The 22,775-nt window shown below is 33.7% G+C and carries 21 protein-coding genes and 1 tRNA gene; 11 read left to right on the top strand and 11 right to left on the bottom strand.

Translation table 11 applies throughout. The features are described 5' to 3' along the window. Positions 1 to 58 precede the first annotated feature (58 nt). From EHC72_RS06355 to EHC72_RS06375, 5 genes are all read right to left on the bottom strand, one after another. Positions 59 to 442, bottom strand: a complete 384-nt coding sequence (locus EHC72_RS06355) for a hypothetical protein (RefSeq protein WP_131536839.1) — start codon at positions 440 to 442, stop codon at positions 59 to 61. 504 nt (positions 443 to 946) lie between these two features. Beyond that, a complete protein-coding gene (locus EHC72_RS06360) occupies positions 947 to 3,421 on the bottom strand; it encodes a PAS domain-containing sensor histidine kinase (RefSeq protein ID WP_131536840.1) in 2,475 nt (824 codons plus the stop codon). A 33-nt stretch (positions 3,422 to 3,454) separates the two neighbouring features. Next, positions 3,455 to 3,820 (bottom strand): response regulator, encoded by a 366-nt coding sequence (locus tag EHC72_RS06365; protein ID WP_131536841.1) that lies wholly within the window; start codon positions 3,818 to 3,820, stop codon positions 3,455 to 3,457. 146 nt (positions 3,821 to 3,966) lie between these two features. Then, the gene (locus EHC72_RS06370) at positions 3,967 to 4,266 is read right to left on the bottom strand and encodes a GNAT family N-acetyltransferase (RefSeq protein WP_131536842.1); all 300 of its coding nucleotides are present in this window, start codon (positions 4,264 to 4,266) and stop codon (positions 3,967 to 3,969) included. A 73-nt stretch (positions 4,267 to 4,339) separates the two neighbouring features. Next, positions 4,340 to 5,545 carry an MFS transporter gene (locus EHC72_RS06375; RefSeq protein WP_131536843.1) on the bottom strand — a complete coding sequence of 402 codons (1,206 nt, stop codon included), beginning with the start codon at positions 5,543 to 5,545 and terminating at the stop codon, positions 4,340 to 4,342. Between the two features lie 84 nt (positions 5,546 to 5,629). On the opposite strand from EHC72_RS06375, the gene EHC72_RS06380 reads away from it, so the two are divergent. From EHC72_RS06380 to EHC72_RS06390, 3 genes are all read left to right on the top strand, one after another. Further along, entirely contained in the window at positions 5,630 to 6,466 is an 837-nt protein-coding gene (locus EHC72_RS06380) for an AraC family transcriptional regulator (protein WP_131536844.1), read from the top strand. Between the two features lie 138 nt (positions 6,467 to 6,604). After that, positions 6,605 to 6,676: transfer RNA gene (locus EHC72_RS06385), tRNA-Cys, on the top strand. A 175-nt stretch (positions 6,677 to 6,851) separates the two neighbouring features. Beyond that, positions 6,852 to 8,051: a sensor histidine kinase gene (locus tag EHC72_RS06390; RefSeq protein WP_131536845.1), complete on the top strand. Its 1,200-nt coding sequence runs from the start codon at positions 6,852 to 6,854 to the stop codon at positions 8,049 to 8,051. Positions 8,052 to 8,056: 5 nt separating this feature from the next. On the opposite strand, the gene EHC72_RS06395 is transcribed toward EHC72_RS06390, so the two are convergent. Both EHC72_RS06395 and EHC72_RS06400 read right to left on the bottom strand, forming a co-directional pair. Next, complete coding sequence (locus tag EHC72_RS06395) at positions 8,057 to 8,419, bottom strand: response regulator transcription factor (RefSeq protein WP_131536846.1); 363 nt, start codon at positions 8,417 to 8,419, stop codon at positions 8,057 to 8,059. Positions 8,420 to 8,470: 51 nt separating this feature from the next. Further along, positions 8,471 to 8,866 carry a hypothetical protein gene (locus EHC72_RS06400; protein ID WP_131536847.1) on the bottom strand — a complete coding sequence of 132 codons (396 nt, stop codon included), beginning with the start codon at positions 8,864 to 8,866 and terminating at the stop codon, positions 8,471 to 8,473. Between the two features lie 174 nt (positions 8,867 to 9,040). Here EHC72_RS06400 and EHC72_RS06405 point away from each other — a divergent pair, with 174 nt between their 5' ends. From EHC72_RS06405 to EHC72_RS06420, 4 genes are all read left to right on the top strand, one after another. Then, positions 9,041 to 9,499 (top strand): DsrE family protein, encoded by a 459-nt coding sequence (locus tag EHC72_RS06405; RefSeq protein WP_170311715.1) that lies wholly within the window; start codon positions 9,041 to 9,043, stop codon positions 9,497 to 9,499. Between the two features lie 63 nt (positions 9,500 to 9,562). Then, positions 9,563 to 10,078: a hypothetical protein gene (locus EHC72_RS06410; protein ID WP_199158518.1), complete on the top strand. Its 516-nt coding sequence runs from the start codon at positions 9,563 to 9,565 to the stop codon at positions 10,076 to 10,078. Positions 10,079 to 10,432: 354 nt separating this feature from the next. Then, entirely contained in the window at positions 10,433 to 12,070 is a 1,638-nt protein-coding gene (locus tag EHC72_RS06415; protein WP_131536849.1) for an alpha/beta fold hydrolase, read from the top strand. A 151-nt stretch (positions 12,071 to 12,221) separates the two neighbouring features. After that, the gene (locus tag EHC72_RS06420; RefSeq protein ID WP_170311716.1) at positions 12,222 to 12,800 is read left to right on the top strand and encodes a YdeI/OmpD-associated family protein; all 579 of its coding nucleotides are present in this window, start codon (positions 12,222 to 12,224) and stop codon (positions 12,798 to 12,800) included. 57 nt (positions 12,801 to 12,857) lie between these two features. Here the strand turns inward: EHC72_RS06420 and EHC72_RS06425 are convergent, their stop codons facing one another. Further along, on the bottom strand, positions 12,858 to 13,940 hold the full coding sequence (locus tag EHC72_RS06425; protein ID WP_131536851.1) for a helix-turn-helix domain-containing protein: 1,083 nt from the start codon (positions 13,938 to 13,940) through the stop codon (positions 12,858 to 12,860). 248 nt (positions 13,941 to 14,188) lie between these two features. Further along, positions 14,189 to 15,658 (bottom strand): S41 family peptidase, encoded by a 1,470-nt coding sequence (locus EHC72_RS06430; protein WP_131536852.1) that lies wholly within the window; start codon positions 15,656 to 15,658, stop codon positions 14,189 to 14,191. Positions 15,659 to 15,855: 197 nt separating this feature from the next. On the opposite strand from EHC72_RS06430, the gene EHC72_RS06435 reads away from it, so the two are divergent. The 4 genes from EHC72_RS06435 to EHC72_RS06450 all read left to right on the top strand — a co-directional run bounded on the left by EHC72_RS06435 (position 15,856) and on the right by EHC72_RS06450 (position 21,417). Further along, complete coding sequence (locus EHC72_RS06435; protein WP_165585773.1) at positions 15,856 to 16,410, top strand: RNA polymerase sigma factor; 555 nt, start codon at positions 15,856 to 15,858, stop codon at positions 16,408 to 16,410. Between the two features lie 123 nt (positions 16,411 to 16,533). Then, positions 16,534 to 17,514 (top strand): FecR family protein, encoded by a 981-nt coding sequence (locus EHC72_RS06440; protein WP_131536854.1) that lies wholly within the window; start codon positions 16,534 to 16,536, stop codon positions 17,512 to 17,514. 164 nt (positions 17,515 to 17,678) lie between these two features. Beyond that, complete coding sequence (locus EHC72_RS06445; protein WP_246029386.1) at positions 17,679 to 20,309, top strand: TonB-dependent receptor; 2,631 nt, start codon at positions 17,679 to 17,681, stop codon at positions 20,307 to 20,309. Between the two features lie 49 nt (positions 20,310 to 20,358). Next, the gene (locus tag EHC72_RS06450; protein ID WP_165585774.1) at positions 20,359 to 21,417 is read left to right on the top strand and encodes a PepSY-associated TM helix domain-containing protein; all 1,059 of its coding nucleotides are present in this window, start codon (positions 20,359 to 20,361) and stop codon (positions 21,415 to 21,417) included. Here the strand turns inward: EHC72_RS06450 and EHC72_RS06455 are convergent. Further along, positions 21,398 to 22,150 (bottom strand): M949_RS01915 family surface polysaccharide biosynthesis protein, encoded by a 753-nt coding sequence (locus EHC72_RS06455; protein WP_131536857.1) that lies wholly within the window; start codon positions 22,148 to 22,150, stop codon positions 21,398 to 21,400. The two genes, EHC72_RS06450 and EHC72_RS06455, sit on opposite strands and share 20 nt — an antisense overlap. Beyond that, complete coding sequence (locus EHC72_RS06460) at positions 22,131 to 22,562, bottom strand: hypothetical protein (protein WP_131536858.1); 432 nt, start codon at positions 22,560 to 22,562, stop codon at positions 22,131 to 22,133. The genes EHC72_RS06455 and EHC72_RS06460 overlap by 20 nt, the downstream gene beginning before the upstream one ends. Positions 22,563 to 22,775 lie beyond the last annotated feature (213 nt).

Raw genomic sequence — 22,775 nt, forward strand, 5'->3', positions numbered from 1 at the left:
TTTTGAATTAGATATTCCAATAAATCACTCATTCTTTAATTTTAGTTTTAGCTGCAACTTAATTTACATTGCAATCATCATTTGAAACTGCATCAACAGCTAAAACTTTAACAGAGCCTGGTCCTTTTGGGCAGTTTTTTGTATCGATGTTATCATCAGAATTATAATGATACCTGATGTAAAAAATTTTACCAGCAATACGATAACTTTCAGGAACGTTAATTAAAGCTGCTCTATACTCAATAATTTTCCCATCATTATCTTTAATAGGAGTTGCATCGGTATTTTTAGAAGTAAAATTTACTAAAATTGAGCTTTGATCGGTACAATAATCTGATATGTACTTGACTTGGTAGCATTTTGTTTGCCGGATATCTTTTTCGCAAGAAAAAAGAAAGGACATTATGGCAAGTGCCAATAGTTGGGAGGAGCGTTTCTTCATTAAATTTAAGTATGTGAGTTTAGTTAGTTGTTCCAAAGTTAAAAAAAGCTTTAAAGCATAACGAATAAAAATAACAGATACACTAAAAGCCGTGCTGAGTTATATATTATCCGTGTTTAAGTTTTGTTAATTGTTTCAATAACCTCATGGTAAGGTTAATATCGTACCTAAAACGGTTGACATGATGAAAACGCTACACTAAAAATAAAATTTGAATCTATGGTTAAATGCAAAAAACCATACTTACATATGGTTTTAGCTTGAGAGATTAATAAATACAAAATGCCTATAAATTGATTCCTTTAAACATCAATTTTGATTTGATTGTTAAGGAGATAACTGTTTTAAGATTGAATTATGCCCGTTATCATTTCAGATAATGATGTAAATATGGCGTTTCATTCTTTTAAATAGACACTCGGATTATTATTCGCTGATTTGTATTTTTTATTCGCCAATAAATCTTAATTATTCGAATTTAGAACATATGCTGTATTATATATTTTAAAGCTTTGGCAAGGTAAACCAAAAAGTACTGCCCTCGTTAAGCTCTGTATTAACACCTATTTCTCCACCGTGACGTTTAATAATTTCTGCGCTAATATATAAACCCAAACCTAAGCCAGAATATTGTGTGCCACCGTAATCTGCCCGATAATAACGATCAAAAAGATGTGGGATTTTCTCCTTTGGAATTCCTGAGCCAAAATCCTGAACAGAAACTTTAATTTTTTCTGGTAGTTCTTCTATAATTAAATTAATATCACGACTGAAAGGTGCATATTTTGCTGCATTATTTACAAAATTAACCACAACTTGATCTATTCTCTGTTCATCAGCATAAATTGTTAATCCTGCACCTCCTATTAAATTAAGATCGTGCTTTCCTCCTATTCTGATGTGATTGCAACATGAATTTAGCATTTCGGCGATATTAAAATGCGTTTTATTTAAATGTAATTGCCCTTCGTTGGTTCTGGTTGTATTAAGTAAATCATCAATTAAACCTGTTATTTTAGCAACACTTCCGTTTGATTGCTCAATGAGACGCGGCACTACTGGATGGTTCAGATTTTCCTTGTAACGATCTAATAGCTGTAAAGAACCTTTTAGTGTTGTAATTGGAGTTTTTAATTCATGACTGGCAATGCTTAAGAAATCATCTTTTCGCTGATCTTCAAGTTTACGCTGCGTAATATCCTGAACAGTGCCCGAAAAATTTGAATCCGTTAACGTACCCGAATCATAAAGTTTACCAGTAGCCCTTACCCAGCGCAATTGTTTATCATGAAAGCCGGTGATAGAAAATTCCATATCATAACTTTCTCCAGTTGCAATTGCGTCCATAATTGCCCGATTTACAGCAACTCTAAATTCATCCGTAATTTGGGCTGTTACGGCCTCGTAAGGCATTTCGTCACTTTCATAGTACCCAAATATTTCTTTTAACCTGTTTGATGGGGTAAACTCTCTCGTTACTGTATCTACATGCCACGTACCAAGTTCAGATGAATCAATTGCCAAACGCAATTTTGCTTCAGCCTGCTCTACTTGCTGCCTCGAAACCACTTTATCCGTTACATCAATTACGGTTGCAAGTACACTGGTATGGTTTCCGTTACTATCTAGAAGTACCTGATAATAATAATCAACATAAAACAATCTGTCGCTTCCATCTGGTCGTTTAAACCTAACTGGTCTTTCTCTATTTATGATCGGTTCTCCGGTTTCCAATACCTTTTTCCATAAACCAGGAAATGGTTGGGTTGTTAATTCAGGAAATACTTCAAGCATTGGCCTACCAATAACTTCCTCCCTAGTTTTATTCCAAAAGTTTAAAATTGCTGTGTTTGTTAATGAAATTTCCTGTTTGGGGCCACGTAATACTACAATTGGTGTTGGTAGCTCGCTTAAAATTTGATCTAGCCTTGCTTCACTTAACTTTAAACTTTCATTAACATGTTCAATACGTTCTTGCGATTCATTCAACTCTTCGTTAATAACCGTAAGTTCTTCATTTAAAGCTTGTATATTTTGCTTAGAAACTACCTGATCGGTAATTACATTGGCGGTAAGCATTATACTTCTGGTTACACCCTCTTCATCCTTTAATGGTTGATAAACAAAATTAGAATATACTTCTTCAATTTTTCCATTTTGTTCTAGCAATGCTTTAACCTCATTGCCATAAAATGGAATTCCTGTTGTGTAAACATCATCAAGGATTTGCAAAAAGCTTTGTCCAATTAATTCAGGTAAGGCCACGTGAAGTGGTTTTCCAATTATATCACTAGATTTACCCCAGGCTTCGAGCACCTTTTTATTGGCAGATTCAATAATTAATTCTCTTCCTTGAAAAACCGCAATAGCAATTGGCGCATCAGAAAGCAAGTAGCGTAATCGACTTTCGGATTTAGAAAGGGCTAATGTTCTTTCCAAAACCCTTCTTTCCAGTTCGATATTTAGTAGATCTAGGTGTTCTTTTACTTTTTCTAATTCCTCATAAGATGCTGCAAGTTCTTCATTTAGGCTTTGTTCGCGTTCAAGTGCCAGCGTTTGCTCTTTGGCCTTTTTTATTGCTTCCTGTCCTAAAACTACATCAGTTACATCAGTTGCGGTATGCAAAATTGCGTAAGTTTTGCCTGTTTCATCTTTAATCGCTATGTATTCATAATCAAAATAAAAAGTTTGTAGCAAGCCATTTACTTCCAAATCTGCCTTAATCGCCTTCCCCTTATCATCAATACCAGTGCGCATAACTGCTTGGAGCATGCCCATAAACGGTTGATTCTTAATTTCTGGCAAAGCTACACCTAATGATTTTCCAATCACGCTTCTATCTTTTCCCCAAAAGGAAATCATGGCATCGTTTGCGCTTTCTATTATTATATCATCGCCTGTGTAAATGGCTATTGCATTTTTATATCCTGAGAGGATAGAGAGAATTTGTTCGTTATTCAACCTTTTCGCTGTGCTCATCAGCTCACTAATTCTTCGTAAAATAAAAGGAATTTATTGTTTATTAACCTGCAGGTTTACACGCTTAACCAAATCATTGATATCAAACGGCTTAGAGATAAAATCTTGCGCTTCACATTGGTTAGACATTTCATCCATTTTGGAATTTGCTGTCATAATTAATACTGGAATGTTTTTGGTCTTTTCCTGCGATTTTAAATTGCGGCAAACCTCTAACCCATTTCCATCAGGTAGCATCACATCAAGTAAAAAAACATCTGCATCCACATTAATGGCTTTAGAATTAAATTCGCTAACCGTAGAAAAGGAAACCACATCAAATTTTTCTTCTTCCAAAATGAATCCAATTAATTCGCGGATGTCATCATTATCCTCTAAAACACAGATTTTTTTATTCATTATAGATTATTAAGGGATGTATGCTTACAGGATTAATAGAAATTATAACCTATAAATAGCTGAATTGTTTTGTTGATTAAGGGATTTATAAAATAAAAAATAGAGCTATCAGAAAGAAAGCTCTAAGCATTGCTTATTAAAATAAATTATTCTTCGCCGCGGTTCCAAATGTCACCATACAAATCTGGATGGCGTTTAAATTGTGCATGTACATACGGACAAAGCGCTATAACCTTTAAATTATGCGCTCTCACATAGCTAACCATAGCAGCCAATAACTGCCCGGCATATCCTTTTCCACCCTGATCTTCATCTACTTCTGTATGATAAACAGTTAAATTAGTGCCTTTAATTTCAACAACCATTTCACCAATTTTCTTTCCCTCATCGTACAGGTTAAATGCAGCGGGTTCGCCGTTGCCAGTTTCAAATTTAATTTCTGCCATGTTACTACACTTTTTGCAATACTAAAGATATGGAATTGGAATCCAAAAAACATAGACGGTGATATAAATTTTGTTAATTATCAGCAATTTTTGCCGATTTTACCCGCTTGTTAATCCGCTCAGAAGTAATAATAATCAAAAGTGCAAAGCCACCCCAAACCAGCATTTGAGTGGTAGACAAACTCCATTTACCTAATTTCCAAGAAAGTAGCCCGAAAAATGTCCCTACCGCTGCACCAATAAAATATGTGGTCATGTAGATGGTGTTAAGCCTACTATGTGCATGCTCATCCAAACTATAAATTTTTGTAAAGTTTGTAATTTGAGTTGCCTGCACGCCTATATCAAGAAAAAAGATGGCAACAATAAGTGCTGGGATTGAAAATGGAAAGATTTTAATCAATAATAGACTGGCAATAATCATTGAAACGGTAATCAATAAAGATTTATAAGTATTTCCACCATCTGCCAGTTTACCAAAATATGGCGCTACTAAAGCTCCACCTATTGCAATGAGCCCAAAAAGACCGATTTTTGCAGTATGAAATCCCAATGGTGGAGCACTTAAATGAAACGTTAAGGTGGTCCAGAAAGAGCAAAAAATGCCGAAAGTAAAAGCACCCAATAAAGCCGACTGCCTTAATACACGGTATTCGCTAATTAAAGAAATTGTTGATTTTAATAGTTTGCTATAATTGCCTTTAAATTTTGGGGCAATATCAGGTAAATAAAGTTTAAGTAACAGGATGATAATGGCAACCATTATTGCCGAAATACCGTATACATATCGCCAACCCAGCCACTCAGCAATTACACCACTAATTACTCTGGCACCTAAAATACCAACCAAAATACCGCTAAAAACCTTTCCTACTGTTTTACCTCTATCGGCTTTTGAAATTGTGGCTGCCATGGGTAAAATAATTTGAGCTGGCACGGAAAATAAGCCTACTAAAAAGCTTAAAACACATAATAAAAAGAATGATGACGTTAAAGAAAATACCACCAAACTTATGGTTAAAAGTGTGCAAAGAACTAAAATTAATTTTTTCCGTCTTAGCTTATCCCCTAGCGGAAGTAAAAAAAACATTCCCAAACCATAGCCTAATTGTGAAAGCATCGAGATTCGACCGATTTCACTTTCTGTAGCATGAACAGATAAGGCAATTTCCTTTAAAATTGGTTGATTGTAATATATATTGGCAACAATAACACCTGCCGCAACAGCCATTAAAGGGATAACAAGTGGATTTATTGGTTTTTGTTCTTGATTGTGCATGATTTAATGAAATATGACACAAACTTAGGTTAAGCGAAATCGCAATAATTGTATTTTTGAACGATATAATTGTAATAAATAACGATGCAACGATTTATCCAGCACGATGCACTTTTTATACGCCATTTTAACACCATGCAATGGCCTTATCCGGTTCATAATCATAACCATTTCGAATTGGTTTTTATACACTCAGGCAAAGGTACCCATACTTTAAATGATGTTGAGTGTAATTATCAGGGACCAGAATTATTTTTATTAGCTCCGGCAGATTATCATATTTTTAACATTGAAGAGCAAACAGAGTTTACGGTATTAAAATTTACCAATACGTATTTAAATGGATATTCTGTCTCTCAGGTTACGGATGACTGGAATAAATTAATAGATCATTTAATTGCCCTAACATCCGCTAATAATCAAAGCCTATTGAAAAATAAAACGGAGTTGGAAAAAATAAGCCGTTTAATGTATGTAATTGCCGAGGAATGGAAAGTTTCTCTTAATCCAGGTAATCAAGTTATTTTTTACCTTATTAGGGCTGTTTTTGCTTTGATTAGAAAGAATACTGCCACTTTTGAAATTCAGGATGCTCAAACAAATAGTGATTTACTTACCACAATCGCTGATTATATTCACATTAATATAAAAAATCCGCAGTTGATAAAACTTAGCGCACTGGCTAGCCAGTTTAAATTTTCTCCTAATTATTTAAACACATTCTTTAAAAAAGGAATGGGCCAAACCATTAAAACTTACATTAACGAATACCGCTTAAAACTAATTAAGAACAAACTTAAATATAGTAACCAATCCATTAAGAGCATTAGCGAAGAGTTTGCCTTTAGCGATATGAGCCATTTTAACAAATTTGTAAAAAAATATCTGGGTTTAAACCCTAAAAAAGCTTCAGAAGTATAGCCTACCACCAACTGAACCAAGATTATTCAAATCAAAATAAAAAAAACTACTAAATCTATAGATTTTATATAATATATTTTTATATTTGCCCTACTTAAATATTACAAAGTACTTATGCGGAGTAAAAGTTAAGGATATAGTCATGTGGCCGAGTGGTTTAGGTACAGGTCTGCAAAACCTTTTACGGCGGTTCGAGTCCGCCCATGACGTCAAATTTAGGATAATTTGGTTATCATATATTTGTTTTGTTGTAAACAAAGCCATCTGGATGGATGGTTTTGTTGCTTTTGATGCCATTATTTTTAATTAACATTCTCAAAATCTCTAATTTTAAATGTGAAAGTATTTTTAGTTATATTTAGATAATTTAAAATTAACATCCCACATGATTTTTGCTCCTCTCCCTTCTAATGAAAAAGAAAGGATTTCTGCTTTGGAAACCTATGGCATTATGGGAAGCGAACCCGAAAAGGATTTTGATGACTTAACTACACTTGCCGCCGAAATTTGCCAAACACCAGTTGCACTTGTTACCATTCTTGGTGAAGAGAAACAATGGTTTAAATCTAGATTTGGTACAGAAATTACTGAAACTCCAAAGGATTTTTCATTTTGCTCGCATACGATATTGGAAAATGGTGGAATTATGGTTGTAAATGACGCTAGAAAAGATAGTCGTTTTGCGGATAATCCATTAGTAAGTGGAGATACAAAAGTAATTTTTTATGCCGGCGTTCCATTGGTTAATCCCGAAGGTTTTGCCCTTGGCACCATCTGCGTTATCGATCATGAAGAAAAAATACTTAACGAAAATCAAATAAATGCTTTACGGATTTTAGGTAAACAGGCACTCCATCAACTGGAGCTTCGAAGAAAAATGATTCAGTTAGAAAGTAGTAATGCCGCACTTAGCGAAGCCAACAGTTTTATTGAGAAATTTGCAAGTAGAGCGGCTCATGATATTAAAAATCCATTAAGTAGTATCATTATTTCAGCAGAATCTCTTCAAAAAAAGTTGCAGGCTGAAGGCAATGAACGTTCTGTAAGGTTAATTAACATTGCAATTAGATCGGCAAAAAACTTAGTTACCTACGTAGATGATATGCTCAACTACTCTAAAGCACCATCTAACTTAAATGCAAACCAAGATGTTTTTGAGCTTAATGCACTTTTAGATAAAGTTATGCAGATGCTAAATGCGCCAAAAATTTATAGCATTAAAAAGCCAAAAAACACGCTAATTAAGGGTTCCAGAATTGCATTAGAACAAATTTTCCTTAACCTTTTAAGTAATTCAATAAGGTATAATGATAAGAATGCGCCCGAAATTATAATCGACTTTACAGAAGATTTAACTAAATACAATTTTAGTATTATTGATAACGGAATAGGAATAGCCGAAGAAGAATTAAGCAAAATTTTTGAGCCTGGCTATGTGTCTTCTCAAAAAGATCGCTTTAATAAAAACGGAAATGGCTTAGGCCTCGACTCCGTTTTTAGTTTGATTAAAAAGTTAAAAGGAGAAATAAATGTCTCTTCTACCTTAGGAAAAGGAACAAATGTTTCTTTTAACTTACCAAAATAAAAATTTTAAGCACTGGCTTGATAGGCCACACGTGCAACAAAATCTTGCACATCAAACGGTTTTGGAATAAAATCCTGTGCATCACAGGCGCATTCAATTTCCTTTGCCTTATAATTTGCGCTCATCATCACCACCGGAATATCATGTGTTAACTTATCTGATTTTAAGTCATTGCAAACATCCAAACCGTTGCCATCAGGGAGCATCACATCAAGCAAAAATACATCTGGCTGTATTTTTTTATTCCGATTTAAAAATTCTGTAACACTTGCATAAGCTAAAACCTCATAGTGTTCCTCTTCTAAAATAAAGCTAATGATTTCCCTAATCATGTCATTATCTTCCAGTATACAAATTCGCTTTCCCATAATTACAAACATATAAATTATACTGACTATCAATACCTTATATGTAAAACCTTATAACTTGTAATTTGTTTTATATTTTAAATGCACAAAGGCAGCCAAAGATAGAAATACAAAAAATGGAGCCGCAAAATCATCAATTGGCATTGGTAAGCAAGAATTATCTGCTGGATTATAAACCACCAAAATTCCATAAGTACGAACGCCGCTTACATCACAATAAGTAAACGGGCTATAATTTGTAATTTTATTATCTCTAATGCCACAATTTGGATCCTGATCGTAATATCTATAAGCGATGTAGCCCGTATTCTTGTAAAGTACGTTTCCTGTGGCAATATTATTTGTACCCATACTGTTTGGATATAGACCGCTATACACGCTACAACCCACATTTGCGCTTACGATTTCTGAGCATAAACACAGTAAAATTAACCATGCGAATTTCATAATATTATTATCTTATGAAACACATACGCTCCCACTATAACCTCTGGATTTCAGCGACTTAAATCTTCATTTATTCTTCATCAAAACAATAAAAACTGTAAAATAATAGTGATGAATTTTAGAGCCTGCAGATAAATTGACGACATTTACATTTTACTTATAACTAACCAAAAAATGAAAAAAGCCATAGCCCTTATAATCTTTTCAATCTTTATCCTTTTAAATAGTAATTCTGTTTTTGCGCAAAGCGATCCTAATAATTTTAGAGGCGCCCAAGCCTATCAAAAACACTATAAAGCACTATACGTACTTAATAGTGGCGATGAAAAACATATTGCTGGTACACTCAGAAATATTAAAAATGCTATGAACGATCCCAGATTAAAAGATAAACTGGAAGTAGAACTTATTGCTTTTAGCGATGGTGTGGCTGTTTATTTTAAAACAGGAAAATTTAAGGAACAACTTGAAGAACTTCGTAATCGTGGCGTAGTACTTGCACAATGCGAAAATACCATAAGAGAGCGCAAAATAGAAAAATCAGAATTATTTGATTTTATAAGTTATGTACCCAGTGGAAACGGAGAAATTATCATTAGGCAGCAACAAGGCTGGGCTATCGTTCATCCCTAAAATAGTTGATTAAGAAATGTAGCGTTTCGTTGTTTTTAACCGTTTAAAAAGAAAAAACCAGATATGAAAAGATACAACCTCTTAATCCTACTTTTTGTAGGAATTTTCTTTAGCGCATGTAAAAAAGACAAAATTGTTTCTGCTAACGACTACGAAAAAAGCTATAAAACCTGGCTAAATTTCAAAGTGGCAAGCAACAATTCTTATCGCTACCAGGTTAACACAAACTCTTGGACTGGCTATAGCACAGAAACTACAATTACGGTACAAAATGGCGCAATTGTTAAACGTGCTTATGTTGCTAAAGCAATTGATCCTAAAACCCATGCAATAGTTGTTGTAAAAGAATGGATAGAAGATAAAACAAGTCTCAATACCCACCAGGATGGTGCTTTAACACGTACATTAGACGATATATATGATGAGGCAAAAAGCAATTGGCTAATAAAAAGAAAAGATGCTAAAACTTCCTTTGAGGCAAAAAACAATGGAATGATTTCATCTTGTGGATACGTAGAAAACGGTTGTCAGGATGATTGCTTTAATGGTATTTACATCAGTCTTATCGAAAAAATATAACGTAAATGCCAAACTAGTAAAAGGAAAGATGGAGAGGCTAACCACAACCCCTCCATCATAATCAACTAACTATAACCTAAACTGCTCAAAAGTAAAAATTAATTTCTTAAAAGCAACAATATTGCATTTAATTTATTCAAAAAATAATAATTATAGCTTTTAAGCTTAAAAAAAGCAGGTTTAATGATGCTCGAAATATGAAAATCATTCTAAATTTTCTTCATCATATCAAAAACTGAATCACTTTCAAACTCTTCTTCTCTACTTCTAGTAATTTTTTAGAATATTAAATTTTAAGTCTTATGCAACCGTTGTGGAAACAAATCGTCTTCAACATAAAATAAATCTAAAAAAATGCATAATCTCTTTTACGTATTCTTGTTTTTAATTGGAATAGGCGCACAAGCACAAACAACCATTGAAGGAACTGTAAAAAACGAAGAAACAACGGTTATTCCGTATTGTTCTATTGGTATTAAGGGCACAGATATTGGTGCAATAACGAATGATAAGGGCGCCTATAAATTGATAATTCCTAATCATTTATTGGATAAGGAAGTTATTTTCAGTTCTGTTGGATATTCAAATAAAGCCATTTCGGTAAAAGCACTCCAAGAAAATAGTTTAGTTATTTTAGAGCACCAGGAAGTACCGCTTGAAGATGTTGTAATTAGTGCTAAAAAATTGAAGGAGAAAATTATAGGGCAAAAGTCTCGTCCCTTTTTAACTTTTTCCAAAATGTTTGATAAAAATGTACCCACAATAGAACAGGGAAATATTTTTTCTGTTTATCAAAAAACGAAATTAAAATCTTATAATTTCTATATTATTCCAAGCTCAAAATATGCTAATATCACACTAAAGCTGAATGTTTACAGTGTAAAAAATGGTATTCCTAATCAATCTTTAATGCAAGAAAATATCATTTTCAAAACTTCTACTACTGGTTGGCAGAATATTGATTTATCTAAAAATAATTTAAGCTTTAATGGGTTGGATAAAGTTGCCATTACAATACAACTTATCGATTATCAACCAATTGCAGGAGTGGATTTTGTATTTGGAGTTTCTGCAAAAAAATCTCTTTCCAAAAACCTGCTGTTTAGGTATCAAAGTCAGGGAAACTGGGAGGCAAATGAGGGTAGTTTTATTTCGAATATAAGTGTTGCTTATGATAACGATGGCAACAAAAAAGAAGTTTTAGAGGATGATGATGCGGAGCCAAAAGAAGATTTTAATACCAAAATGCTTGCTGAAGTTTATAAAAGCAAAGTAGAAGCACAAAAAACCGGATATGGTAAGCATAAAGATGGCAAATATATTGATTTAGGTAATGCAAAAATATATTACGAAGAATATGGAAAAGGTGCGCCTTTAGTGCTGCTGCATGGTAATAATGGAAGTATTTCTGATTTTTATAAACAAATTTCTTTCTTCTCTAAAAATTATCGGGTGATAGCAATAGATACGCGTGGGCAAGGCAGAAGTACAGATTTAACTGAAAATGAGTATAGTTATAAAGGATTTGCTGATGATTTATTCAAAATAACGCAAGCCTTAAAGCTTGATAAAATAAATATTTTGGGATGGAGTGATGGCGGTAACACTGGCTTAATTTTTAATTACGAACACCCTGAGTTGATGGAGAAACTAATTATAATTGGCGCAAATTTAAATCCTCAAGGTATAAAGGAAGATGTAATAAATGCTTTTAAACAACAGGCTTCTGAAAATAAAGCCGGAACGAATAAAAGACTAATTAATTTGATGTTAAATTATCCCGACATTTCAGTGGAACAGCTTGGTAAAATAAAAAATCCAACGCTAATTATTGCTGGAAGTAATGATGTAATAAAGGAAGAGCATACTCAATTAATCCATAACTCAATTCAAAATTCAGAAATACAGATTATTGCTGATGCTACTCATTATGTGCCTTTTGAAAAACCGGATACATTAAATAACCTTATGTTAAATTTTTTAAGGAAATAGAACGGTATAAATTGATAAAAAAACACGTCGTTAGCTTACCTTTTTTGGCGCTTAATTTATATGTTGCTAATCTTATTGAATGAACAGATATTTGTATGGAGAATAAGCGGGATTTCAAAATTTTTAGACCATCCATAAAATGAATAACATCATGAATGCTAAGGTAGATTTTTATTTCACTAAAGAAAAAAAGTGGGAACAAGAGATCAAAAGGTTGAGAACAATTGTGCTTAATTGTGGATTAATTGAGGAGTTGAAATGGGGCTGCCCTTGCTATATGTTTCACAAAAGCAACATTGTTTTAATACATGTGTTTAAAGATTATTGTGCCCTTTTGTTTTTTAAAGGTGCTTTATTAAGCAATGCTGATGGAATTTTAATTCAGCAAACTGAAAATGTTCAGGCGGCACGCCAAATTAGATTTACCGATATTAAACAGGTAATTGAACAAGAAAGTGCGATTAAGGCCTGTATTTATGAAGCTATTGAAGTGGATAAAGCCGGTTTACAATTTGAGTTTAAAAAGACTTCTGATTTTACAGTAGCTAAAGAATTTCAAAATAAATTAGATGAAATGCCGCAGTTAAAAATTGCTTTTGAGGCTTTAACACCTGGCAGGCAAAAGGCTTATATGCTACATTTTTCTGCACCAAAACAATCTAAAACCAGAGAATCAAGGGTGGATAAATGCATTCCGCAAATTCTTATTGGCAAGGGGCTAAATGATTAAATTTATTGTAGTTGCGTAACATGGTAGATAATGTTACAAGTTTAGGTTAAACAATATCTACTTATCCTTAAGCATAGAAATATAGGCAGATGGGGTAACATGCATTGCTTTTTTAAAGGCAACAAAAAAAGTATTTCGTGATGAGAAACCCGCTTCATTAGCTATTGCTTCTAGTGTAAATAGTTTTCCATCGCCATTATCTAACCTGTTTTTAATGTAGTTTACTCGCAAGTTATTGATGTATGTATTAAAGTTTAGCTTGTAGTAATTATTAAAAAGTTCGGACAGTTTATAGGTTGGTATTTCAACTAAAGAGGCAAATTCATTTAGGGTTAGCCCTGTTGTTTTATAAATCTGTGTTTCTGTTATAAAAGCTTCTACCTGTGTCGCTAAATTGGTATTAACAGGCTTTGCCTTACTCTCTTCAGGTGGAGATTTCATTTTTTTAAGCAGCGTTACACCTCCCCCCTGCTCTGCAATTTTGCTTTGCGGAATAAGATCAAAAAGAAGCTGAGGATTAGTAAAGAAAAGCATACTTAACACCAACAAACCGAAGCAACTGATATAAATTGTTTTATTAGAATTTATAACCGTTAAGGATTTGCCTAAATTTTGGAAGATTGTAAAATTAACTGCCAGTGTTGCAAGAAAAACAAAGCCACATATGGCTGTAAACAAATAAATCCATTTTATAGTTGGCGTATTTCCATATTCTTTACGTTTTTTACGTACATACAAAAATTGTATAAACGTATAAATAAAAGCGCTTATTGGAAAGGTAAATAAATGCCATGTACCAACAATATATTTAGTATCTGTAAAGGCAAAATTTGTATCTGCTACTAAATGGTTTACAACTTCCTGTTGCTCTGCAGCACTCAAAAAATTGTAAGGTAAAATTGATAAACAACCTGGAATTACAATGAGTAAATGAAGTAAATCAATCTTTCTAAATACAGAAAACTTTGAATCCAATGCCCCTTTAATAAAAAGATAAAAGCATGGCGCTATAAGATAATAAAATGGTAACCCCTTATTATAAATGCCAGGATAATACCGAATATTGCCAGATGCTGTGAGAATGTAAATGAGCACATACCATATTATAGCCGTTACTGATATCCCCATTAAAATGCTCATGTAAGGCTTTTTTCGTCCATAAAGAAAAAGCTTAACAAAAACTACAGATAAAATAAAAACTGCGCCAATAAGGATAATAAATACGGGAACCAAAATGAAATGTATCGGGATATTAAACGCTCAAAGATATGCAATAGAAAATACTTGATTGGTGATGCTCATCATTGTTTGACAAATATCAACACCAAAGATTTCGGATACAATCTAGATGATTGAAACAACTAAAGAAATTAGATAAATATTCAGAATTATTTTTCTAAAATCCAGGCGTTTGCAGCTTTTAAGGTTAAATCATCGGTTGGAGTTGATTTAACCAACACATCAGGATTTATTTTGGAACGATATTCTTTTTTATTTCTATCGGCTACGTAACTAACAGCTAAGTATAAATAGGATCCATCTGATAGTTTAAACCCTCTATTTGCAGTGATATAACCACTCGTTTGCTCACCAAATAATTTCGTGTTAGGCTTACCAATAAAAGAAACGGTGGTCATTTCACCGCTACTACCAGTCCATGGGCCAACCAAAACGGCGACTTTTGAATCGATTTTTTTAATGGTGTAAGGATGTTCAACAGTAATACCCATAGTAGAATTATTTTTTTCTGTTGCAGAATAAGACCATGCACTGAATTTTTTATTTTCGCCATTAACAGAAACAAAATAGCCTAATTCTCCTGCCCCAGTTAAAGGGCCCAGCCCGGCAATCATAGGGTACATGTTACCACCAGTATTTCTTCTAAGATCCACTACCCAACCTTGTAAAGTATTTTCCTCATCTAGTTTTTTAATTTGCTGCTGAATGTCACTAGCAAATTCATCCATAGTTTTCTTATCCAACGAACCAAAACCGGGTACATAAATATAACCGATATTGCCGTTTAACAAGTTTGATTTCACTTTATCAGGGTTGGTATTACCACTAGCGTATTTTTGAGCATTTGTTTTAGTTTGAAAAAAGGAATGATTATCGCCAACACCTCTTAGTTTTTCAATTAAATATGAGGTAACTGATTTCGTTTCATCAACGGTTTTTAGCCCCATTGATAATTCTTTAACATCTTCATCAATTTTAGTCCAGTTTAATGAATCCTTATAAATAGAATTCTGCTTAATGATTTTACTAAAATCGCTAATATATTTTACAACCTCCTTGCTTGGTTGAACTGTTGAAGGAGTAACTTCTTCTAGTTTAAAATCATCTAACCAAGCTGTTCCTTTTTTCTCTAAATAAACGCCAAATAGCAGTTTTTTTGTTTCTTTAGGAACCGTTAAGTTCAAGGTATATTTAGTCCAATCATTAGTGCCTTTAATTAAAGGTTGTTGGCTTTGAATATTTTCAAATCCGATCATTTTATTGTCCTTATCCCATATTTGGCACCAAAACGCTACAGAACCTTCTACATCTTCAACTTTTACATAACCAGAAACAGTGGCTTTTCTTAATCCTGTGGGCTCATAAGTAATTACTTGTGAAACATTTTGGAAAGTGCCAGGCTTAATGTTATCCAATCCAATTATTTTAACTGATGATTTACCAGAATGTTTTATTGTATCGTCCATTTTTACCATGTACCCATCAATCAATTTAACATTCCAATCTGCTGGAAGCGTAACTGATTTTTCATTTCGGTTTTCAAAAGAATCATTTTTGATTTGACTGAAAACTGGCAGAAATAAAGCGGAAAATAAGAGGGTTAAAAAGAGATTTTTCATGAGCGCATTTTTGATAAACGTAATTAGAATAATTGATAATCTGCCACCAAATATATCTTATAGAAATTAAATAGCAAAGTAATTATATGGATACGATTAAAAGGATGCTTTGAAGACTTATAAATCCTCCAATAATTTTCTATTTTTTATTTAGATTGATTCCATATAATATTGTAGATTTGACAAATTTTAAATCGGTGATAAAAAAAGATTCCTCTGATTTCGATGAAAACTTTGCGCTCAGCAACATTAATGAGCAAAATTTTGAATTTCTATATAAAAGCTATTGGAAGAAAGTTTTTGGAATTATTTATCATTATACTGAAGACAGAGAAATTTCTGCTGAATTAACTCAAGAACTTTTTGCCTCAATCTGGGAAAAAAGAGCATCATTAATATTTCAAAAAGATATAAGAGCTTATTTATTTAAAGCAGCCAAGTTGGAAGCTTTTGATTACATCCGTACAAGTATTCGCCGTAAGCAATTATTAGAAAACTCGCCTCTATCCTATTCCCAAAATCAAAATAGCACTGAAGATACCGTTATGCACAATGAGCTTAGAAGTAGATTAAATGTTTTGATTAATACACTTCCACATCGATGCAAGGAGGTTTATAGCTTGAGCCAAAATGATGGACTGAACAATAGCACCATTGCTGGTATGCTTTCCATATCAGAAAAAACAGTCGAATATCACTTATACAAGGCAATGGCTTTTCTACGTGAATCTCTTACGCTTGAAAAAGCGTAAAAAAAATCAGCTGACTATCAGCAGATTAAACAGATCATCAATTTTCTTTCCATTACCACCTAGGAAAATTTCTTAGTTGTACATCATGATTATCGAAAGGGCGTTACGCTCCAAACGAAATTAATGGAAGTTACAAAAGAATTAATCCGTAAATACCATCATAACCAGTGTACCGAAGCTGAAAAACTAGCTGTAGAAGCTTGGTTAGAATCAGAAGAGGCAGAGTTGAGTTATCCCGATGATACTAATCTTGATGTTTACCAGGCAAATGGATGGGATAAAATTTCGAAAAGGTATAATCTTGAAAAAAGCCTGTCGGTTAAACCTCCTGTAGCCATAAAGAAAAAATCCGTTTTAAAACGCTATTATTTGCCGTTGGCGGCTTGTTTTGCTGTTGTTTTAACGCTTGGGCTAGCCTATAAATTATTTAATAACGATAAAGTACCGACTGTAGCAGTTGGTTACCAAACTATTGAAGTTAAAAAAGGAGAAAAAAGATTTGTACAGCTGATTGATGGAACGCAAGTTTGGCTAAATGCTGAAAGTAGATTAACCTTTCCGAAGGAGTTTAATGGCACACAAAGGGCTGTTAATCTTATTGGAGAAGCATATTTTAGGGTAGCAAAAAATCCTAATAAACCATTTATTATAACTTCTCCTCGTACTACTACTAAAGTTTTAGGCACCAAGTTTAACCTCAGAGATTATCAAAATGAAGAAAAGAGTGAACTTGTTGTAGAGGAAGGAAAAGTTAGTTTCTCTGCTATAAAAACAAATGGAACCCTAATACTAACGGCAAACCAAAAAGGAATTCTCGATAGCAAAAACAAGTTAAACGCTACTCAAAATATAGATTATAGCGGAAAATACTTCGATTGGAAAGACAATAAGCTGATTATTGATGATTTAACTTTAGAAGAGATAAAGCCAATTTTAGAACGTTGGTACAACATTAATCTCATTATAAGTAAAAAAGAACTTGGCAAGGAGCGTTACAAGGGCACTTTTAATAACCCAACTATTAAAGAGGTACTTACGAGCATATGCTTTGCCACAAGATCTGAATATACTCAGCACAATAAAACTTTTATTATAGAAAAATAAAAAACCCGGTTTCTGTCTGCAAACTTCAATCCGGGCTATTGCAAATCAATTCATCATTAATTTAAACAACAAACAAAAGTATGCACAAAGCATGTACCCCAAAGAAAAAAAACTCAATTATACTCTTATTTTTTTGCGCCTTTTGGCTTATTTCACTTTCATCTGTGGCGCAACAGAGTTCTCCGTTAAATAAAACCATAACTATTGAGGCAAACAATACCACACTTGGCGATGCACTGGATGCAATTGCTGCAAAGGCAGGCGTTTCATTTTCTTATAGCAGTACCCAATTAAATGTAAAGAAAAAAGTAACCTTTAATTTTCAAGATAAGTCTGTTAAAGAAATCCTTACCTCACTTCTTGGTCGCCAAATAAAGAGATTAAGTGCTGATGGGCAAAATATTACCATTCAAACTTCTGCACCAAAAGGGAGCGTATCAGGAAATGTAAAAACGAGTGATGGTAAGCCTGCGGCTTACGTTACCGTAGAAATAGCTGGTTTAAGGGGTACACAAGCGGATGTTAATGGAAATTATAGTATTAAGGAAATAGAAGAAGGAAATTATACCATTGCCGCTAGTTATGTTGGTTTCAATCCGCAGCGCAAGCAAATTAAGGTTGCCCCTGCAGAAAACACTTTATTAAACTTTACACTAACAGAAAATAGTAATGATCTTAATGAGGTAGAAATAAATGGAAGAAAGAAAAACAAATTTGCCGTTCGCAAAAGTGAAACTGTAGCCAAATTACCCTTAAACAATTTAGAAAACCCACAAGTATATACCACCATCACAAAATCGCTTATTAATGAGCAAATTACAACCGATTTAACTGATGTACTTAAAAATACACCGGGAATTTTGAAAATGCAGGGAAGTATTGGAAGAAGTGGTGATGGTGCTGTTTATTACAATTTACGTGGCTTTCCGACAAGGATTTCCATGATTGATGGAATTGCTGGACAAACTAACGGAGATATTGACCCTGCAAATATTGAAAGGATTGAGGTAATAAAGGGCCCATCTGGAACGCTATTTGGTGGCTCACTTACTACCTTTGGAGGATTAATTAACGTAGTTACAAAAAAACCTTTGGATACCATGGGTGGCGAAATTGGTTATACCACAGGAAACTTTAACCTTAATCGGCTTACTACAGATGTTTACGGACCGATTAATAAAGATAAAAGCTTAAAGTTTCGTTTAAATGCTGCGTATCACAAGCGCAATAGCTTTCAAGATGCGGGCTTTCGTAAATCTGTTTTCATTGCCCCAGCAATTTCTTATCGCTTTAATGAAAAGCTTGAACTTTTGTTAAATGCAGAATTCTATGATTATGAAGGCACCAACCCATCTATTGTTTTTTTACATCGTACCAGAAAATACATTGCTACAACTCCTGCTGAATTAAATTACGATTGGAAACGTTCTTTTACATCCAATGATATAACACTAAAAGCACCTGCATCAAATATTCATGGTCAGCTTAATTATAAAATTTCAGATCAATGGACTTCGCAAACCAGTTTTTCAAGAAACATTAGAAAAACGGATGGTATTTACCAATATGAATTTATACGTGGTGCAACTAGTGATGATTTGGTAGAACGAAATGTGCAATATCAAAATTATGAAGGGACAACAACTGCTGTACAACAAAATTTTAATGCAGATATTAAAATTGGTAGCATGAGGCACCGATTAGTAGCAGGACTAGATTACCTGAACCAAACCACTTACAACAACAACTCTCCTATTGTAAAATTTGATACTGTTAGTGCGCTTAACGGCACGCTGGCAGTTAAATATGGTAATTTAACAAGAGCAAAGGCCGAAGCAAAAATAGCTGCAACCACAGGCATAGGAGCTGCTGGGGCAGTTATTAAAAACTACAACTCCAGCAATATTTATAGCATTTATGCTTCTGATGCCATTAATGTAACAGATCAATTGGTGGCCATGTTAAGTTTAAGGGTAGATCGCTTTCAAAGTCTTGGTACAACAGATCTTGCTACTAATACGCAACAACCTAATACAGCTTTTAACCAAACGGCTATATCACCTAAATTTGGCTTGGTTTATCAAATTATAAAGGAAAAGGTTTCTATTTTTGGAAACTACATGAATGGATTTAGCAACGTTGCGCCCGTTACCCAGCCTTTAAATGATATATCGGGTACTTTTAAACCGCAGCAAGCTAATCAAATAGAAGGTGGTGTAAAAATGGATATATTTGATGGTCGTTTATCTTTTACAGCAAGCTATTACGATATAAAGGTTAAAGATGTGACTAGAAATGAAGTGTTAACAAGAAATGGAACTGATTACAATATTGTGGTTCAAAATGGCACACAGCGCAGTAAAGGTGTAGAATTTGAGTTAATTGCAAACCCATTAACAGGCTTAAATGTTATTGCAGGCTATAGCCATAATGATAGCAAACTTACCAAATCATCTTTAGCGCTTGAGGGCAGACGACCAGCTTCGGCAGGGCCAGAAAACCTTGTTAATTTTTGGGCAAGCTATACCCAGCCAAATGGAAACCTTAAAGGTTTGGGTGCCGGCTTTGGAGGAAACTATTCAGGCAAATATCTATCAGGCAATTCTCTTACAACCGGTGTTTTCACTTTTCCAAGTTACACCCTATTAAACGCCAGTTTGTTTTATGATGCGCCACGCTTTCGCGTTGGATTAAAAGGAGATAATATTGGAAACGTATTATATTTTACAGGGCAAGGCGTATTGAGTGCGCAAATGCCAAGAACACTTTCTGCTAATGTTACGGTTAGATTTTAAGAAAACTATAGGATTTTTACACCTCTGGCTCGGATTAATATCCGGGCTAGTGGTTTTTATTTTAGGAATTACGGGGGCTATATATGCTTTTTCTGATGAGCTAAAAGAAGTTTTTTATAAAGATAGGCTTCATGTTGCAATTCCTGCCAATAAAGAAAAACTACCTTTTGAAACGATTGTTACCATTGCAGAAACTGCCTTAGGCAAAGATCATAAAATATCAAGGGCAGAATTACCCAATACGCCTGGCAAAACTTATATGTTTAGGGCTTTAAAGCTTAATAAGAACGGTATCGGCTATTGGAATTACTATAAATATTATTACAAGGTTTATATAAATCCCTACAACGGGCAGGTTGTTAAGCTAGAAAATACAAAAAAAGAGTTTTTTAATGTAATTCTTGCTGCACATATGAATTTGCTTTTAGGCGATAAAGTAGGACACCAGATTGTTAGGTATGCTGTTATTTGCTTTGTGCTTTTACTTTTATCGGGAATTGTATTGTGGTGGCCTAAAAACTTAAAAGCGGCTAAAAATAGTCTTACTATTAAAGTTAAAGCAAAATTTAAGCGTTTAAACTACGATTTACACAACGTATTGGGCTTTTATGCGGCAATGATATTGCTGGTTATCTCTTTAACAGGGCTTGCCTGGTCTTTTGAACTTACCAGTGAAAAGAAATCCACCTTATATTCTGATACAACTTTAACGGCACCTAAAACCAAGCATGGCGCAATTTTAGCGCAAACAAATAACTTATCTCCAACGGCAAGCTACTTTCTATATAATTTTCCTGCTCAAAAAAGTGGTACAGTTAATATTACGGCTTATATGAGCGATAACCACCTTTACGAAAAAACCCAATATAAGTACGATCAGTTTACTGGAAAATTATTACAAAAAGGAGAATCTTTTGAAAACTTGAAACCCCTAAACAAATTAAAGGCACTTAATTTTGACCTTCATACAGGAAGTGCCATTGGTTTCCCTGGAAAAGTTTTAGCTTTTTTAGCTAGCTTAATTGCTGCAAGTTTGCCAATAACAGGACTTTTGTTTTATTTATTTAAAAAGAAGCCCTTAAAGAAATCTAATCGCCCCGCTCACTAAAAAAGGTTTTCTTTTTTTGCATAGCTTTTTGCCATCCGTAAGGAAAAATTGCATGATTATTTTTAACCATTAAGTTCATTTTCTCCTTAATGGTTTCTTGCAACTTTGCAGGTAAAGTGTAAAAAGCCTTATCAATGGCAGTATCACGTTCATCATCAAGCACACCATTTTGGTGCCTTATCGCAATCTTCTGCCCCTTGTAAAAGATGATAAACTTAATCCGCCCATCGTCATAATTATTCATTCCCTGCGTGCCATAAACAATAATAGGCTCTATAAAACCATCGTGATCAAAATCGCTGAACTGCGCATACTTAGTCCAAAACCATATAGATTCTTCACCATGCATATTTGGTTGCGTATTATCATTAATCTCCCACGTTTTAATTAGCGAACCATTTTGTACCTTAAAGTTTATAGCCTTTATTTTATAATTCGATATTTTATTAAAGGCATCCTTTTCCTTATTAACAACATCCTGGCTCTCCGTTAGCACACAATAATATTGCCCTCCTTTATCGGCATATTTATACACTCTAAAAATTGGAAAGTTGATCCCTATCTTAGCACGAACAGGATTTGGAAACAATTCTGACACTTCCTTTTCGGTTAGCAATGCTGAGGATTGAGCGGTAAGCTGAGCATACGTTTTTGTGCCTGAACAAATTGCAATTAATAAGCTAAAACAGTAGAAAACAATGCCTAATCTTGGTTTAATAATTTCTAAATTCATTTGCTTTAGCTTCAATTGCAGTCTGAAATTTGGTTAATTGTTCTTTTGTTGCATCCGTTTCAACAACTTCAAATAAGAAGCTTTTTTTCTGGTTTGCTGAAATCCATTTCCCTTTGATTTGTTTTTTATTTAAGGTGCCTAAAAAAGTACCCGAAAAATTAACCGTTGCATGTTCTACTAACACAATATTACCATTGTTGTTTTTATACCCGTTTAATAGAATATAATCTTTTTGATTATCATATTTATAAGCGCCCAAAATTGGATCTGCATGTGTTCCATCATTCAAGCCTTGTAAGTACAAACTTATTTTAGTGGTTTTATTTAAAGTGCCCTTAAACAACTTCCCCGTTTGCGCATTTGCCTTGACAAAAAATATTAAAATTAAAATAGTAAAAAGTGTTCTTATCATAATGGGATGCTTTAGGTTTAAAATTCGGTTAATGGTGCCTTTTCCAAATGCAATTTACATTTTTAGATTGTTGGCTAAAAATTATCAAATAACATAGTTGCTACTATTTCCTTTAAGGCAATTACCCTGATACTTTAGAAGTAAAAGATTTTTAGGCTATAAAAACTCGATCACACCGTTCGTTCACGCACATAAACTGTTCGATAACGAACA

Source organism: Pedobacter nototheniae (assembly GCF_004335085.1).
Classification (GTDB): Bacteria; Bacteroidota; Bacteroidia; order Sphingobacteriales; family Sphingobacteriaceae; genus Pedobacter; species Pedobacter nototheniae.

What these genes read in the sequence shown, in the direction of transcription:
- EHC72_RS06355 (WP_131536839.1), bottom strand. Translation starts at nt 442, where the DNA reads ATGAAGAAACGCTCCTCCCAACTATTGGCACTTGCCATAATGTCCTTT.
- EHC72_RS06360 (WP_131536840.1), bottom strand. Translation starts at nt 3,421, where the DNA reads ATGAGCACAGCGAAAAGGTTGAATAACGAACAAATTCTCTCTATCCTC.
- EHC72_RS06365 (WP_131536841.1), bottom strand. Translation starts at nt 3,820, where the DNA reads ATGAATAAAAAAATCTGTGTTTTAGAGGATAATGATGACATCCGCGAA.
- EHC72_RS06370 (WP_131536842.1), bottom strand. Translation starts at nt 4,266, where the DNA reads ATGGCAGAAATTAAATTTGAAACTGGCAACGGCGAACCCGCTGCATTT.
- EHC72_RS06375 (WP_131536843.1), bottom strand. Translation starts at nt 5,545, where the DNA reads ATGCACAATCAAGAACAAAAACCAATAAATCCACTTGTTATCCCTTTA.
- EHC72_RS06380 (WP_131536844.1), top strand. Translation starts at nt 5,630, where the DNA reads ATGCAACGATTTATCCAGCACGATGCACTTTTTATACGCCATTTTAAC.
- EHC72_RS06390 (WP_131536845.1), top strand. Translation starts at nt 6,852, where the DNA reads ATGATTTTTGCTCCTCTCCCTTCTAATGAAAAAGAAAGGATTTCTGCT.
- EHC72_RS06395 (WP_131536846.1), bottom strand. Translation starts at nt 8,419, where the DNA reads ATGGGAAAGCGAATTTGTATACTGGAAGATAATGACATGATTAGGGAA.
- EHC72_RS06400 (WP_131536847.1), bottom strand. Translation starts at nt 8,866, where the DNA reads ATGAAATTCGCATGGTTAATTTTACTGTGTTTATGCTCAGAAATCGTA.
- EHC72_RS06405 (WP_170311715.1), top strand. Translation starts at nt 9,041, where the DNA reads ATGAAAAAAGCCATAGCCCTTATAATCTTTTCAATCTTTATCCTTTTA.
- EHC72_RS06410 (WP_199158518.1), top strand. Translation starts at nt 9,563, where the DNA reads ATGAAAAGATACAACCTCTTAATCCTACTTTTTGTAGGAATTTTCTTT.
- EHC72_RS06415 (WP_131536849.1), top strand. Translation starts at nt 10,433, where the DNA reads ATGCATAATCTCTTTTACGTATTCTTGTTTTTAATTGGAATAGGCGCA.
- EHC72_RS06420 (WP_170311716.1), top strand. Translation starts at nt 12,222, where the DNA reads ATGAATGCTAAGGTAGATTTTTATTTCACTAAAGAAAAAAAGTGGGAA.
- EHC72_RS06425 (WP_131536851.1), bottom strand. Translation starts at nt 13,940, where the DNA reads ATGAGCATTTTAATGGGGATATCAGTAACGGCTATAATATGGTATGTG.
- EHC72_RS06430 (WP_131536852.1), bottom strand. Translation starts at nt 15,658, where the DNA reads ATGAAAAATCTCTTTTTAACCCTCTTATTTTCCGCTTTATTTCTGCCA.
- EHC72_RS06440 (WP_131536854.1), top strand. Translation starts at nt 16,534, where the DNA reads ATGGAAGTTACAAAAGAATTAATCCGTAAATACCATCATAACCAGTGT.
- EHC72_RS06455 (WP_131536857.1), bottom strand. Translation starts at nt 22,150, where the DNA reads ATGAATTTAGAAATTATTAAACCAAGATTAGGCATTGTTTTCTACTGT.
- EHC72_RS06460 (WP_131536858.1), bottom strand. Translation starts at nt 22,562, where the DNA reads ATGATAAGAACACTTTTTACTATTTTAATTTTAATATTTTTTGTCAAG.